Raw genomic sequence first — 12,809 nt, 5'->3', positions numbered from 1 at the left:
TCGGGGGTCAGCGCGTTGTTGGTGTAGCCCAGCACCGAGAGCCCGGTGCCGCGGAGGAGAACGTGGCCGAGTCGGACGCTGAGCCGCCGAGGTTGACCAGCCGACCTGCAGGGGCCATCGCCCGGGTGGCGGCCTCGGCGACCCAGCCGAAGACGGGGTCGAGGACGACGTCGGCCCGGTCCGGCATCGCCCGTCTCAGCGCCTCGGCCAGCGTCGCCACGTCCGGCTCTCCGATCTCCACGACGTCGTCGGGCTGCTGGGCGGCCGCTCTCGCTACCGACGCTCCAGGCCGGCACACGGCGACCACCCGGCCCGCCCCCTGCGCCCGGGCGGCGCCGATCGCGGCCTGGCCGACGGCGCCACCGGCGCCCAGCACCAAGACGTTCTCGCCGGCGCGCAGCCCGGCGCGCCACCCGAGGGCCTGCCACGCAGCCACCCCGGAGAGCCCGAGGGCTGCAACGTCCGCGTCGTCGATCTCGGCCTCCCGACGGGACAACGGCACCACCGCGGACCGCGGGACGACGCACAGGTCGGCGAACGCTCCGTCCCCGTCCGTCATCCCGGCAGTGGTGGCGACGAACACCCGCGACCCCGGGGCCAGTCCTGCGCCGGACACGACCTCACCCACGCCCTGGACCCCCGGCACGTACGGCAGCCGACGCGTGCCGAAGTACGACGTGCCGCTGGCGCACAGCAGGTCCAGGGGGACGATCGGTGCCGCGGTGATGCGCACCAGCACGCCGTCCGGTCCGGGCTGCGGGTCCGCGTGCTCGGCGTACGTCGGTGCGGCCCCGTGTGCGGCCAGGACGGCGGCGTGCATCAGGTGGCGATGTCGGGATAGGGCATGGACAGGTGCTGGAGCGCCGCTCCGTAGGCGAGCTGGTACTCGAGCGGTCCGTGGTCGCGCTCGAACATCGCGATGAAGAGCGTGAGGGTGAGGAACGGGTGTGCCCCGAGCTCGAACAGCCGCACGTGGTCGTGGGTCGCCAGCGCCTCGCGCTCGACGTCGTCGAAGGCGAGCCACGTGGAGCGCTCGTCGGCGATGCAGCTGAGGATCCGGTTGGCCTCCTCGGCCTCCCACCACTCCACCGTGGCGCGCGGTTCCCCGCGGTAGCGCTCGACCAGGGCGGGGTCGCGGTCGATGGTGAACAGGAACTTGTCCAGCAGGTACTTGCTCACACCGGCGCTCCGTTCGGGTACCACGTGAAGTAGGCCTCCATCGTGTGGAACAGGTCGAGCGAGTCGACGTGGTGCGCCTTCGCCCCCTCGCCGGCGACGCCCATCATCAGCATGAAGTCCATGAAGCCGTGGGTCGCGTTGCCCGGCAGGTGGAGGCTGTCGAGGGTGACCTCGCGGCAGCAGCCGTCGATGTCACCGTTGGCGATCCACTCCACCGCGCGCCGGTCGAACTCCGGGTCCGGCCCGTGCTCGCCGAACTGGCGCGGGCCACCGAGCTCGAGGGAGAGGTGGCCGGTTCCGATGATCGCCACGCGCTGGTCCGAGGGCCACGACTCCACCAGCTCGCGGATCGCCTTGCCCAGCGCGACGAACCGCTCGGGGCGCGGCAGCGGCGGGGCGAAGATGTTGGTGTAGATCGGCACGATCGGCAGGTCGGCCTCAGGACGCAGCGTGATGATCGGGCAGGTGATGCTGTGGTCGATGCGCAGCTCGTTGCTGAACGCGAGGTCGAAGCCCATGTCGAGGCCGCCGCGCAGCACGTGCGCGGAGAGGTCCTCCTGGCCGGCGAGCGTCATCCTCGGCAGCCCGAACTCGCGTTCCTCGTTGTACCAGTTGGCGTCGTAGAAGGGCGCCTTGCCGACGAGGAACTGCGGCATGTTGTCCAGCCACAGCTGGTGGAAGTGGTCGCTGCCCACCATCACCAGGACGTCGGGACGCGCGCGGGTCAGCGTCTCGCGGAAGGCCTCGATCTTGGGGACCCACTCGTCGGCGAAGGGCGGACGGTCCTCACCGACCGCCGTGCTCGCGCGGTAGTAGAAGGGGTGGTGCGTGGAGGCGATGACGGCGACGATCTCGGCCATGGGACTCCTCAGTCCTCCTCGGTCGGGGCGGGGTCGACGTAGACGGCGTTGCGGTCCACGGTCAGGTACGCGTCCATGCCGATCGGCCGGCGCTGCTCCTCGGCGATCTGGCCGAGCAGGCCCGCGGCACGGGCCAGCAGCGCGAAGCCGCGCAGCATCTCGACGGGCAGGCCCAGGTCGGCCAGGGCGGCACCGCAGACCCCGGCGCCGTTCAGCGGCAGCGAGCGGCCCAGCACCTCCGGGTGCACCCGGCCGATGGCTGCGAACAGTCGCAGGTGCGGTCCGAGCAGGCCCTCCTCGTGAGCGATCCGCATGAGGACGGGCGTGCGCGGGTCGCGCTCCTTGTGGACTGGGTGGCCCAGGCCGGGGACGTAGCGGCCGGCCTCCTTCGTGCGGCGTACGGCGGCGAGGGCGAGCGCGTCGTAGCCGTCGTCGTCGGTGGGAAGCTCGTCCGTGCCCTCGACGACGTCGTGGAGGTAGCTGCCACAGTCCTCGGTGACGCCGAGGAACCGCGAGCCGCCCCCGAGCAGTCCGGCGGCGAGCGCGCCCTGCAACGAGTCCGGGGCCGAGAGGTACGTGAGCCGGGCCGCGATCGCGGTCGGGGTGAAGCCGTGGTCGGCGAGGGCGACCAGGACCGCCTCGAAGAGCCGCGTCTCCGACGGGGTGGGCCTGCGCATCGCCACCAGCCAGAAGGCCAGCTCGCCGAACCCGACCTCGCCCATCAGGTCGGCCGTGAGGTCCTGCCCGAGAAGGCGGATCTCGTCGGCGGTGGAGGTGCCCAGGGAGGTGGGGAACTCGGGTGTCACGGTGTCTCCTCGTCGAGCCAGGCACGGATCTCGTCACCGTGCTCGTCCAGCGCGGGCGGCGGCAGGTCGTAGCGCGCCTCGGCGTCGGAGAAGCGGATCGGGTGCCGGACTCCCGGCAGCGCTGCGTCTCCGGTGCCGACCGTCACCACGGGATCGAGCCCGATCTGCTCGGCGAAGGCGACGCCCCCGTCCACGGTGTTGATCGGTCCGCACGGCACGCCGGCCGCGATGATCTCCTCGAACCACTCCTGCGCGGTGCGCGTGGCGAGTCGCTCGACGAGGAGCGGGCGCAGCTCGTCGCGGTGGGCGGTGCGGTCCTCGTTGCGCGCGAAGCGCGGGTCGTCGGCGAGCTCGGGGACCCCGAGGACCCCGACCAGCTTGCGGAACTGCCCGTTGTTGCCGGCCGTCACGACAAGGTCGCGGTCGGAGCACGGCAGCGGTTCGTAGGGGAACAGGCTCGGGTGGGAGTTGCCCATCCGGAACGGGACGGTGCCACCTGCGACGTACGCGCTCGACTGGTTGACCAGCCCGGACAGCGCGGAGGAGAGCAGGTTGACCTCGACGTGCTGGCCCCGTCCGGTCCGGTGCCTGTCCTGCAGGGCCGACAGCACCCCGATGGTCGCGTGGAGCCCAGCCAGCACGTCGAAGACCGAGATGCCGGCCCGGTACGGCTCGCCGTCGGGATCCCCTGTCAAGCTCATCAGCCCGCTGATGGCCTGGACGATCAGGTCGTACCCGGGCAGCTTCGCGCCTTGCTCGCCGCTGCCGAAGCCGCTGATCGAGGCGTAGACGACCCCGGGGTTGTCGGCGGAGACCGAGGTGTAGTCGAGCCGGAACCGCGCCAGCGCGCCCGGCTTGAAGTTCTCCACGACGATGTCGGCGCGGGCCACGAGGCGGCGCGCCACGTCGAGGTCGTCGGAGTCCTTGAAGTCCAGGGCGATCGAGCGCTTGTTGCGGTTGACGCCGAGGAAGTACGTCGAGACCCCGTCGCGCACCGGGGGCTGCCACGTGCGGGTGTCGTCCCCCTGCGGACCCTCGACCTTGACCACCTCGGCACCCAGGTCGCCCATCAGCATGGTGGCGTAGGGGCCCGCCAGGATGCGGGACAGGTCGGCGACGAGCAGACCGGCCAGTGGTCCCTGCTTGGGAGCGTCCGTCACGCGCCTGCCTCTCGGAAGTGCGGACACCTGTCCGCTGTGTGTCGGCACAGTCTTGGTGGGTCCGATCTGGCTTGTCAAGGGTCACCCCTTGACAGAGCCCCGCGGCGGCGCCACAGTGACACGCATCACAGTGACCGTCATACGGACAGTTGTCCGAGAGTAGGAGCGGGTTGATGCCCCCCACGTCCGACCGCCGACCGGTGCTGTTCACCGGCGGCACCGTGCTCACCATGGACGACCAGCACACCGTGCTGACCGACGCCGACGTGCTGGTCGTCGAGGACCGCGTGGCCGAGGTGGGCCATGGCCTGTCGGCGCCCGACGGTGCCGAGGTGGTCGACGCCTCGGGCGGCATCGTGATGCCCGGCATGATCGACACCCACCGCCACATGTGGCAGACGGCGATGCGGGCGTACGGTGCCGACTGGACCCTGACGCAGTACTTCGTCTGGTACTACCTCGAGCACGGCGCGAAGTTCCGCCCCCAGGACGTGCGCGCAGGCAACCTCCTCTCGGCGTGGGACGCCCTCGAGGCCGGCGTCACCACCACCGTCGACTGGTCCCACGGCCTGCAGACGGTGGACCACGCCGAAGCCGCCGTCGACGCGCTGAGCTCGGTGCCGGGCCGGTTCGTGCTCGCCTACGGCAACATCCAGGCCGCCCCCTGGGAGTGGACGGCCGACCCCGCGGTGCGCGCCTTCTTCGAGCGCCACCGAGGAGCAGCCAGCGACATGCTCGGCTTCCAGCTCGCCTTCGACGTCACCGGCGACCCGGCCTTCCCCGAGAAGGCGGCCTTCGAGCTGGCCCGCGACCTGGGACTGCCCGTGACGACCCACGCCGGCGTGTGGGGGGCTACCAACGACGACGGCATCAGGCTCATGCACGAGCACGGCTTCATGCAGCCCGACACCGTCTACGTCCACGCGGCGACGTTGAGCACCGACAGCTACCACCGGATCGCCGCCACCGGCGGGTCGGTGTCGGTCTCTACCGAGTCCGAGCAGAGCGCCGGACAGGGCTACCCCCCGACCTGGCAGGTCCGTCGCCACGACATCCCCGTCTCGCTGTCGATGGACACGAGCGTGTGGTGGAGCAGCGACCTGTTCAGCGCGATGCGCACCACGCTCGGCGCCGACAGGTCCCGCGAGCACCTCGAGGCCCACGCGGCAGGCGACACCGTGACCCACTCGCACCTGCGTGCCGAGCAGGTCGTCGACTGGGCGACCCGCGGCGGCGCCCGCGCGCTGGGGCGGGACGACCTCGGCCACCTCACGGCCGGCGCGAAGGCCGACGTCGTGCTCATCAAGAACGACGACTCCCCCGTGTCGTTCCCGCTCCTCAACCCCTACGGCCACGTGGCCTTCCAGGCCCAGCGGGGCGACGTGCACACCGTCGTGGTCGACGGTCGCGTCGTGAAGCGGGACCACCGCCTCGTCGGCGCGGACCTCTCCTCGGTGCGCGACGACGTCGCGAACACCGTCGACCACCTGCGCTCGGCGATGGGCGAGGAGGTCTGGCAGCAGGGCATGAACCCCGACCTCCCCGGTGGCGACGACAAGGTGCTGGACAACCCCTACCAGTACACCGACTACCGCTCCGACAGCACGCACGGCGCACGCGGTACGGTCTTCGGCGAGCCGAACTCGGGGAGGTAGCCCATGGCAGGTCGTGGCACCGGGCCCGACTTCGTGGAGGCGCTGGCCCGCGGGCTCGACGTGCTCGCGGGATTCGGCCCGCAGCGGCCGACGATGACGCTCTCCGAGGTGGCGGCCACCACCGGTCTGGCCCGGCCCACGGCACGCCGGCTGCTGCTGACCCTCGAGGAGCTCGGTTACGTCCGCTCCCGCGACGGTGCGTTCTCGCTCACGCCGCGGGTCATCGGGCTCGGGATGGCGTACGTCGGCTCCCTCGGGATGTGGGACGTCGCCCGCCCCCACCTGGAGGACCTCGTCGCCCGCATCGACGAGTCGGCCTCCCTGGCCCAGCTCGACGGGTCCGACATCGTCTACACCGCACGGGTGGCCGTCCCCAAGATCATCGCGCTGCGGGTCGAGATCGGCACCCTCTTTCCCGCGGCGCAGACGTCGAAGGGCAAGGTGCTCCTGGCGGCGCTGCCGCCCCGCCGGGCCGCCGAGGTGCTCGAGACCCCCAGTCGATCCGGACTGTCGCCGCAGCACGGCCGCAGCCTCGAGCGGCTCATGGACGAGCTCAGCGAGGTGCGGGCGCGAGGCTGGGCCCTGGCCGACGAGGAGCTCGCACCTGGTGTCCGCTCGGTCGCGGTCCCCGTACGCGACGGGCAGGGCGAGGTGCACGCCGCCATGAGCGTCACCGTGCACGCCGCCGAGACGTCGCGGGAGACGCTCATCGAGCACCACCTTCCCCACCTCGTCCGCACCGCGAGCGAGGTGAGCGCCGACTGGGCCCTGTGGCAGGCGCGACCGCACGTCGAGATCGACGCCGCTCGCACGCGAGCCTGACGGGCTCCGCTCGCAGGCGAGACCGCCCGAGCGCCTGCTACGCGGGCGGCGGGGTCCGGAACGAGGGCGGCAGCTCCTCGAGCAGCCGGAGCCAGAGCTCGGAGGCCGTGGGGTACGACGCCACGGCGTGGCGCAGCACGTGGACCGGGACGTCGCCGACGATCGCGACGGTCGCCGCGTGGACCAGCTCACCGGCCTCGACGCCGACGAACGTCGCCCCCAGCAGCAGGTGCGTGCTTGCGTCGACGACGATCTGGGAGTCGCCGACCACGGTGTCGCGCAGCAGGCCGGTGCCCGCGGCCGACGAGGTCGGCACGCGCGAGACGACGACGTCGTGACCGGCGTCGCGCGCCTCGGCCTCGGTCATCCCGACGCTGGCCACCTCGGGGTCGCTGAAGACGACCTGCGGCACCGGCGCCTCGCGGTCCGGCTCCCAGGCGACCTCGCCGGCAGCCGCGGCAGCGATCCGGGCGCCGATGACCCGCGCCTGGTGCTTGCCCCAGTGGGTCAGCGGCGGACCGCCGCTCGCGTCGCCGATCGCGTGCAGCCACTCGGGCAGCCGGCCGGCCTTCACGTCGTCGGCGGTGAGGCCGACGGAGTCGAGGCCGAGGTCGTCGAGCCGCGGCGTGCGGCCGATCGAGAGCAGCAGCTCGTCGGCGACGATCTCGCCGGCCGTCGTGCTGAGGGTGACGGTGCCGCCGTGGACCTTGCCGATCCCGGTCGCCTCCGGCGACTCACGACGTACGTCGCTCACCTCGGTGCCGAGGTGGACGGTGATCCCTCGCTCGCGCAGGCCTGCGAGCACGGCCTCCCCGGCGAAGGGCTCGGTGCGCCCGAGCAGCCGCTGGTCGCGCACCACGAGCGTCACGTCCGAGCCGAGCGCCGACATCCAGATCGCGGCCTCGCAGGCCACCACGCCGCCGCCGACGACCACCAGCCGGTCGGGCACCTCGACCACGCCGGTCGCGTCGCGGGAGCCCCACGGGAGGGCGTCGGCGTACATCGGGGGCACGACGGGCTCACTGCCGGTGGCGATGACGACCGCTCGGCGGGCGACGACCTCGACGTCGCCCGTCGACGACGTGACCCGGATCGTGCGCTCGCCGACCAGCCGTCCGGCGCCGCGGACGACGGCGATGCCGGCGCCGTCGGCCCACGTGTCCTGGCCCGCGTCGTCGTAGTGGGAGACCCAGTAGTCGCGCCGCTCGAGCAGCGCCTTCGGCGCGACGTGCGCGGTCGAGACCCCGTCGAGGTCACCGGTCAGGTCGGCCACCGCGATCGGTCGCAGCAGCGCCTTGCTCGGCATGCAGGCCCAATAGCTGCACTCGCCACCGAGCAGCTCGCGCTCGATGATCGCGGACGACATGGCTCGCCCGTCCACCTCGACACCTTCGACGGCATACTGCGCCGCGTTCTCCCCCGCTGGACCGCCGCCGATCACGACGACGTCGTACTCCCGTGTCTCCATGTCGTGGACGATACGTGCACGTCGAGGAGTTGGGATCCGCTTGCCGGTTCAACTAAAATCGATGGCGAGGGGAGTACCCCACCAACGTCCGACCGGTCACTACGGCGCCTCAGCAGGCGCCCCGGTCGGCGGCCACGCCCCGGTGTGGCGGGAGAGACCTCAGGAGCTCATTCGTGAGCGAGACCCTGAGGAGATCCATGTCGTCCATCGCGTCCCCCACCCTGTGGTTCCTGACCATCGGCGTGGTGCTCGCCCTGCTCGTCGTCGACTTCATCGCCACCCGCCGCCCGCACGAGGTGTCCATGAAGGAGGCCGTCGCCTGGTCGGCGTTCTACGTCGCCCTGCCGCTGCTCTTCGGCCTCTACGTCTGGAACGCCCACGGCGGCGACCGCGGGCTGGAGTACTACACCGGCTACCTCGTCGAGAAGACGCTGAGCGTCGACAACCTCTTCGTCTTCATGCTGCTGCTCGCAGCCTTCGCGGTGCCCGAGGTGCTCAAGCAGCGGGTGCTGCTCTACGGCATCGTCGGCGCGCTCGTGCTGCGCGGCATCTTCATCGCCCTCGGCGCTGCCGCGCTGTCGCGCTTCGACTGGGTGTTCCTGGTCTTCGGTCTCGTCCTGCTGCTCACCGGCGTCAAGCTGCTGCGTGACGCGATGTCCGGCAAGGACCACGAGGTCGACGTCGCGGACATGCGCGTGGTGAAGGTGATGAAGCGCTTCATGCCCGTCAGCGACGACTACGACGGCGCGAAGTTCACCGTCGTCAAGAACGGTGCCCGCGCGCTGACGCCCTTCGCGCTCGTCACCGTGGCCGTGTTCGCGACCGACGTCGTCTTCGCCGTCGACTCGGTGCCCGCCGTCTACGGCATCACCGGCGACCCCTACCTCGTCTTCGTCACCAACGCCTTCGCCCTTCTCGGCCTGCGCGCGCTCTACTTCGTGCTCGAGGGTGCGCTCGGCGCGCTGGAGCACCTCAGCTACGGCCTCGCAGCGATCCTCGGCTTCATCGGGTTCAAGCTGGTGCTCCACTGGGCGCACCTGGTCTGGACGTCGGTCCCCGACGTGCCGACGCTGATGTCGCTGTTCGTGATCCTCGGGATCCTGGCCATCACGATCACCACGAGCCTGGTCGCCAACAAGCAGAAGTTGCAGGCCGTCAGCGAGGAGGAGCTCGCTAGTCGACGGTGAGCATCGTCGCGCCGAGGCCGACCATCATCGTGCCGCCGGCGGCGCTCAGGGCGTCGAGGCGGGAGGGTCGTCGGGCGAACCAGTCGCGGGCCTTGCCGGCCGCGATGGCCCACGCCCCGTCGGAGGCCACCGCCATCAGCCCGAAGACGAGCCCGAGCACGACCGTCTGCAGGGCGACCGGCCCGGTCGGGTCGGTGAACTGGGGCAGGAAGGCCACGAAGAAGACGATCGTCTTGGGGTTCGTCGCGCCGACGGTGAAGCCGATGCGCACCGGGTGCCCACGCCTCGCCGGCGCGGCGTTCTCCATCGCGAGCCGCGCGTCGGCACGGTGACGGATGGCCTGGATGCCGAGCCACACGACGTACGCCGCACCGAGCACCTTGATCGCGGTGTACGCCGTCGCGCTGGCCGCGACGACCGCCCCGAGGCCGATCGCCACGAGGACGACCTGGGCCACCAGCCCGATCGCGTTGCCGACCACCGAGAGCAGCGCCTCGCGGCGGCCCACCGTGAGCGCGCGGCCGATGGTGAAGAGCAGGCTCGGACCCGGCACCTGGATGAAGAGGATCGAGGCGACGAGGAACGCGACCCACTGGCTGGACGACGGCATGGCCCCAGTGTGGGGCCACGCCGTCGACGGGGCCATTCGTTTCGATCGGTGGTCTACGTCAGCAGCCGCAGGTGTAGTAGGTGATGTCCCAGTGGTTGCTCTCGCGGGCGTACACGTTGCCCGACGGGGCGGTGTAGAGCGTCGCGCCGTCACCGCGCACGCCGGAGTACGAGTAGTGGCTGGTGATGTAGTTGGACACACAGGTGGTGGGGCTGACGTCGACCTTGTAGCCGTTGTAGTGGCTGTAGGTGCCCGACGCGTGGCCGACCTCGGTGCCGCCGGTGATCGTGATGGCGCAGCCGCTGATGGACTTGAAGGTCTTGATCCCGCTGACCGTCTCCTGGTTGATCTGCTCGTAGGACGTGCAGGTCGAGATGCTGCGGGTGGTGCAGCCGCCGGTCGAGACGCGGGTGATGCCGACCGCCGAGAGCTGGCTCGCCGCCTGGGCGTCGGTCAGGTTGGTGACCGCGTGCGAGGGGCCGGCCAGCCCGGCCACCGCCATCAGCGAGGCCAGGAGGGTGATCAGGATCCTGGTGGTGAGGATGGTCATCGAAATGCGCATGCGCATGACTCCGTACGTCCGTGGCGAGACCCCCGATGGGCTCGCCGCTCACCTCCACCAGAACAAGACCTCGCACGCGGGGTCAACCCCCGCGCAAAGTCTTTGCCCTGGCCAGTGAGTCTCTGGGAGACTCACGGCCCAGGGCGTCGTCCAACGCCCAGCCAGACGCATCGGCCCCAGCCCGAGCGAGGTGGCGAAGGGGAGCGGATCCTCGGGCGCACCACCTCCGAGTCGCACCGATGACGCCCGCTGCAGCGGCGTGCTGGGGACGCAGCGCAGTCGAGGGTGATCGAGATGACCAGGGACAGTGACTTCAAGCAGGTCGTGCGCACGCGCATGGCCGACACCGGCGAGAGCTACACCGCCGCCCGCGCCGCGCTGGAGCGTGAGTCGTACGACGCGGCGCGGGCCGAGCAGGAGCGGCTGGTCGCCCGGCTGTTCACCGACGGCCGCATCGAGCGGGTGCCTGCCAGGCGCAAGGTCCGCGCGGCCGTGCTGCTGGAGGTGGTCGCGCGCTTCGAGCCGGGTCGCGAGTACGCCGAGAAGGAGGTCAACGAGGTGCTGCTCGGGGTGCACGAGGACTTCGCCTACCTCCGCCGCGAGCTCGTGAACTACCACTACCTGGAGCGGGAGGACGGGCGCTACCGCACCGCCGCCCGGGCACCCGAGCGTGCCGCGATCGAGCGCCAGGAGATCCCGGACTGGGAGGCCCACTGGCTGGGGGGCTTCCTCGCCGGTCGCTGAGCGGGCAGGGTGGGGCCATGAGTGAGGGCATTGATCCTGCCGTGGCCCCGTCCGGCCCCGGGTGCGTGGAGTGTGAGGAGGCCGGCGGCTGGTGGGTGCACCTGCGCCGGTGCGCGCAGTGCGGCCACGTCGGCTGCTGCGACTCGAGCCCGGAGCAGCATGCGACGGCCCACTTCGCGGCGACCGGCCATCCGGTCATGCAGAGCTATGAGCCCGGCGAGGACTGGTTCTGGGACTTCGAGCGCTCGGTCGGCGTCGTCGGACCGCGGCTCGCCGACCCGCAGAGCCACCCCGAGGACCAGCCGACCCCCGGACCTGCCGGTCGGGTGCCCGACGACTGGCGCCAGCACATCCACGCCTGACCCCTCGTCCGACGCTCAGACCTGGGGCGTGCCGATCCCCAGCCGGCGCACCACGGCGTAGGTCATCACGGACACGCTCGCCGAGAGGAACGTGCCCCACGCCAGGTCGATCGGCACGAGACCCACCGGGAAGTCCCGGAGCACCGCGAGGTTCGTGAGGTCCCACGTGGCGTAGGTGACGAGCCCGAAGAACGCGCCCGAGCCGGCGGCACGGCGCCACGACCCGGCGGCGAGAGCGGGCGCGATGACGAACCACACCAGCCCCGCGACGAAGATCGCGTAGAAGACCGCGGCCGCGGCGAGGTTCGGCGAGTCGGCGAGCAGGTCGCCGAGGAAGTGGTCGTAGGTCGGCTGGGCCAGGGTGCCGAGCCAGATCGCGTCGACGAGGCAGAACGCGACGGCCGCCACGGCGTACTGGACGGCGAGGGTCTTCAACCGCACGTCGATGGTCATGGCGCCAGCCTCCCAGAGCGGTCCACGACGACACCGGGTGCGCGGCGCGCCCGTGAGCCCAACGGGTCGATCGACGCCGCGCGTGCCATGCTCAGCGCATGCGTCGTACGCCGCGCATCCGTCGCGCTCGCCAGCAGCATGCAGGGTCCCGCACGCGCCCGCAGGTGGTCGCCCACCGCGGCAGCAGCCACGACACCCCCGAGCACACCCTCGCCGCCTACGTGAAAGCGCTCGACGAGGGAGCCGAAGCACTCGAGTGCGACGTCCGGCTGACCGCCGACGGCCACCTCGTCTGCGTGCACGACCGCAACCTGAGGCGCACCGCGGCGAACGCCGGCATCGTGTCGACGATGAACCTGGCCGAGCTCGACGAGCTCGACTTCGCGTCGTGGAAGGACCCGTGGTCCGAGCTCGACGACGAGGCGCCGGCACGCGACCAGCGGGACGGCAAGGTGCTGACCCTGCGCAAGCTGCTCGACACCGTCGCCGACTACGACCGACACGTCGAGCTGGCGATCGAGACCAAGCACCCGACCCGCTACGGCGGGCTCGTCGAGCGGCGGCTGGTCGAGACGCTCGGCGACTTCGGCTGGACCGGCGCCGACTCCCCGGCACGGGTGATGAGCTTCTCGCTCAACGCGATGAACCGCGTCCGCCGGCTCGCACCCGACCTGCAGGTCGTGATGCTCGTCGACAAGGCGCACCACTGGCCCGTGCTGCGCCCGATGGTGGACGACGACTGGATCATCGGGCCGGGCATCGACGAGCTGCGTGACCACCCGGGGCTGGGCCGGCACCTGGTGAAGGCGGGGCGGGAGATCCACGTGTGGACCGTGAACACCGCCGAGGACCTCGAGATCTGCCTCGCCCTGGGGGTCAGCGCGGTCATCAGCGACCGGCCGAAGTACATGCTGGAGCTGCTCGGCGGATAGGTTCTCGGC

The 12,809-nt window shown here is 71.4% G+C and carries 15 protein-coding genes; 6 read left to right on the top strand and 9 right to left on the bottom strand.

The window, feature by feature from the left end; all coding sequences use genetic code 11:
- Nucleotides 1-7 precede the first annotated feature (7 nt).
- The 5 genes from EUA06_RS17380 to EUA06_RS17360 are packed head-to-tail and all read right to left on the bottom strand — an operon-like array spanning nucleotide 8 to nucleotide 4,005.
- Nucleotides 8-820: a quinone oxidoreductase family protein gene (locus tag EUA06_RS17380; protein ID WP_129478111.1), complete on the bottom strand. Its 813-nt coding sequence runs from the start codon at nucleotides 818-820 to the stop codon at nucleotides 8-10.
- A complete protein-coding gene (locus tag EUA06_RS17375) occupies nucleotides 820-1,179 on the bottom strand; it encodes a hypothetical protein (RefSeq protein WP_129478109.1) in 360 nt (119 codons plus the stop codon). Before EUA06_RS17375 ends, EUA06_RS17380 begins: the two co-directional genes overlap by 1 nt.
- A complete protein-coding gene (locus EUA06_RS17370) occupies nucleotides 1,176-2,039 on the bottom strand; it encodes a DODA-type extradiol aromatic ring-opening family dioxygenase (RefSeq protein ID WP_129478108.1) in 864 nt (287 codons plus the stop codon). The genes EUA06_RS17375 and EUA06_RS17370 overlap by 4 nt, the downstream gene beginning before the upstream one ends.
- 8 nt (nucleotides 2,040-2,047) lie before the next feature.
- A complete protein-coding gene (locus EUA06_RS17365; RefSeq protein WP_129478106.1) occupies nucleotides 2,048-2,845 on the bottom strand; it encodes a citryl-CoA lyase in 798 nt (265 codons plus the stop codon).
- On the bottom strand, nucleotides 2,842-4,005 hold the full coding sequence (locus tag EUA06_RS17360; protein WP_129478105.1) for a CaiB/BaiF CoA transferase family protein: 1,164 nt from the start codon (nucleotides 4,003-4,005) through the stop codon (nucleotides 2,842-2,844). Before EUA06_RS17360 ends, EUA06_RS17365 begins: the two co-directional genes overlap by 4 nt.
- A gap of 173 nt (nucleotides 4,006-4,178) precedes the next feature.
- Here EUA06_RS17360 and EUA06_RS17355 point away from each other — a divergent pair, with 173 nt between their 5' ends.
- Together EUA06_RS17355 and EUA06_RS17350 are read left to right on the top strand one after the other, a co-directional pair.
- Nucleotides 4,179-5,660 (top strand): amidohydrolase family protein, encoded by a 1,482-nt coding sequence (locus EUA06_RS17355; protein ID WP_129478103.1) that lies wholly within the window; start codon nucleotides 4,179-4,181, stop codon nucleotides 5,658-5,660.
- 3 nt (nucleotides 5,661-5,663) lie between these two features.
- On the top strand, nucleotides 5,664-6,482 hold the full coding sequence (locus tag EUA06_RS17350; protein ID WP_129478101.1) for an IclR family transcriptional regulator domain-containing protein: 819 nt from the start codon (nucleotides 5,664-5,666) through the stop codon (nucleotides 6,480-6,482).
- 37 nt (nucleotides 6,483-6,519) lie between these two features.
- On the opposite strand, the gene EUA06_RS17345 is transcribed toward EUA06_RS17350, so the two are convergent.
- Nucleotides 6,520-7,950 carry a dihydrolipoyl dehydrogenase family protein gene (locus tag EUA06_RS17345; RefSeq protein WP_129478099.1) on the bottom strand — a complete coding sequence of 477 codons (1,431 nt, stop codon included), beginning with the start codon at nucleotides 7,948-7,950 and terminating at the stop codon, nucleotides 6,520-6,522.
- Between the two features lie 173 nt (nucleotides 7,951-8,123).
- Here EUA06_RS17345 and EUA06_RS17340 point away from each other — a divergent pair, with 173 nt between their 5' ends.
- Nucleotides 8,124-9,137 (top strand): TerC/Alx family metal homeostasis membrane protein, encoded by a 1,014-nt coding sequence (locus EUA06_RS17340; protein WP_242498215.1) that lies wholly within the window; start codon nucleotides 8,124-8,126, stop codon nucleotides 9,135-9,137.
- Here EUA06_RS17340 and EUA06_RS17335 read toward each other — a convergent pair.
- Together EUA06_RS17335 and EUA06_RS17330 are read right to left on the bottom strand one after the other, a co-directional pair.
- Nucleotides 9,124-9,747 carry a LysE family translocator gene (locus EUA06_RS17335; protein WP_129478097.1) on the bottom strand — a complete coding sequence of 208 codons (624 nt, stop codon included), beginning with the start codon at nucleotides 9,745-9,747 and terminating at the stop codon, nucleotides 9,124-9,126. The genes EUA06_RS17340 and EUA06_RS17335 overlap by 14 nt on opposite strands.
- A 58-nt stretch (nucleotides 9,748-9,805) precedes the next feature.
- Nucleotides 9,806-10,297: a hypothetical protein gene (locus EUA06_RS17330; protein WP_129478095.1), complete on the bottom strand. Its 492-nt coding sequence runs from the start codon at nucleotides 10,295-10,297 to the stop codon at nucleotides 9,806-9,808.
- Between the two features lie 306 nt (nucleotides 10,298-10,603).
- Here EUA06_RS17330 and EUA06_RS17325 point away from each other — a divergent pair, with 306 nt between their 5' ends.
- Both EUA06_RS17325 and EUA06_RS17320 read left to right on the top strand, forming a co-directional pair.
- Nucleotides 10,604-11,053, top strand: a complete 450-nt coding sequence (locus EUA06_RS17325) for a DUF2087 domain-containing protein (protein WP_129478093.1) — start codon at nucleotides 10,604-10,606, stop codon at nucleotides 11,051-11,053.
- A 17-nt stretch (nucleotides 11,054-11,070) separates the two neighbouring features.
- Nucleotides 11,071-11,415, top strand: coding sequence for a UBP-type zinc finger domain-containing protein (locus EUA06_RS17320; RefSeq protein WP_129478091.1), 345 nt, complete (start codon nucleotides 11,071-11,073; stop codon nucleotides 11,413-11,415).
- Between the two features lie 15 nt (nucleotides 11,416-11,430).
- On the opposite strand, the gene EUA06_RS17315 is transcribed toward EUA06_RS17320, so the two are convergent.
- Nucleotides 11,431-11,868: a DUF2177 family protein gene (locus EUA06_RS17315; RefSeq protein WP_165354430.1), complete on the bottom strand. Its 438-nt coding sequence runs from the start codon at nucleotides 11,866-11,868 to the stop codon at nucleotides 11,431-11,433.
- Between the two features lie 98 nt (nucleotides 11,869-11,966).
- Between EUA06_RS17315 and EUA06_RS17310 the strand changes: the two genes are divergently transcribed.
- Nucleotides 11,967-12,800, top strand: coding sequence for a glycerophosphodiester phosphodiesterase family protein (locus EUA06_RS17310; protein WP_129478089.1), 834 nt, complete (start codon nucleotides 11,967-11,969; stop codon nucleotides 12,798-12,800).
- Nucleotides 12,801-12,809 lie beyond the last annotated feature (9 nt).

This window comes from Nocardioides glacieisoli (genome assembly GCF_004137245.1).
GTDB classification, from domain to species: Bacteria; Actinomycetota; Actinomycetes; order Propionibacteriales; family Nocardioidaceae; genus Nocardioides; species Nocardioides glacieisoli.
Note: the sequence above shows the minus strand (reverse complement) of the source record. Positions and strands in the feature narration are given on the sequence as shown.

Bases quoted from the DNA above. Each gene is read 5' to 3' on its own strand.
- EUA06_RS17380 (WP_129478111.1), bottom strand. From the start codon at position 820: ATGCACGCCGCCGTCCTGGCCGCACACGGGGCCGCACCGACGTACGCC.
- EUA06_RS17370 (WP_129478108.1), bottom strand. From the start codon at position 2,039: ATGGCCGAGATCGTCGCCGTCATCGCCTCCACGCACCACCCCTTCTAC.
- EUA06_RS17355 (WP_129478103.1), top strand. From the start codon at position 4,179: ATGCCCCCCACGTCCGACCGCCGACCGGTGCTGTTCACCGGCGGCACC.
- EUA06_RS17350 (WP_129478101.1), top strand. From the start codon at position 5,664: ATGGCAGGTCGTGGCACCGGGCCCGACTTCGTGGAGGCGCTGGCCCGC.
- EUA06_RS17345 (WP_129478099.1), bottom strand. From the start codon at position 7,950: ATGGAGACACGGGAGTACGACGTCGTCGTGATCGGCGGCGGTCCAGCG.
- EUA06_RS17335 (WP_129478097.1), bottom strand. From the start codon at position 9,747: ATGCCGTCGTCCAGCCAGTGGGTCGCGTTCCTCGTCGCCTCGATCCTC.
- EUA06_RS17330 (WP_129478095.1), bottom strand. From the start codon at position 10,297: ATGACCATCCTCACCACCAGGATCCTGATCACCCTCCTGGCCTCGCTG.
- EUA06_RS17325 (WP_129478093.1), top strand. From the start codon at position 10,604: ATGACCAGGGACAGTGACTTCAAGCAGGTCGTGCGCACGCGCATGGCC.
- EUA06_RS17320 (WP_129478091.1), top strand. From the start codon at position 11,071: ATGAGTGAGGGCATTGATCCTGCCGTGGCCCCGTCCGGCCCCGGGTGC.
- EUA06_RS17315 (WP_165354430.1), bottom strand. From the start codon at position 11,868: ATGACCATCGACGTGCGGTTGAAGACCCTCGCCGTCCAGTACGCCGTG.
- EUA06_RS17310 (WP_129478089.1), top strand. From the start codon at position 11,967: ATGCGTCGTACGCCGCGCATCCGTCGCGCTCGCCAGCAGCATGCAGGG.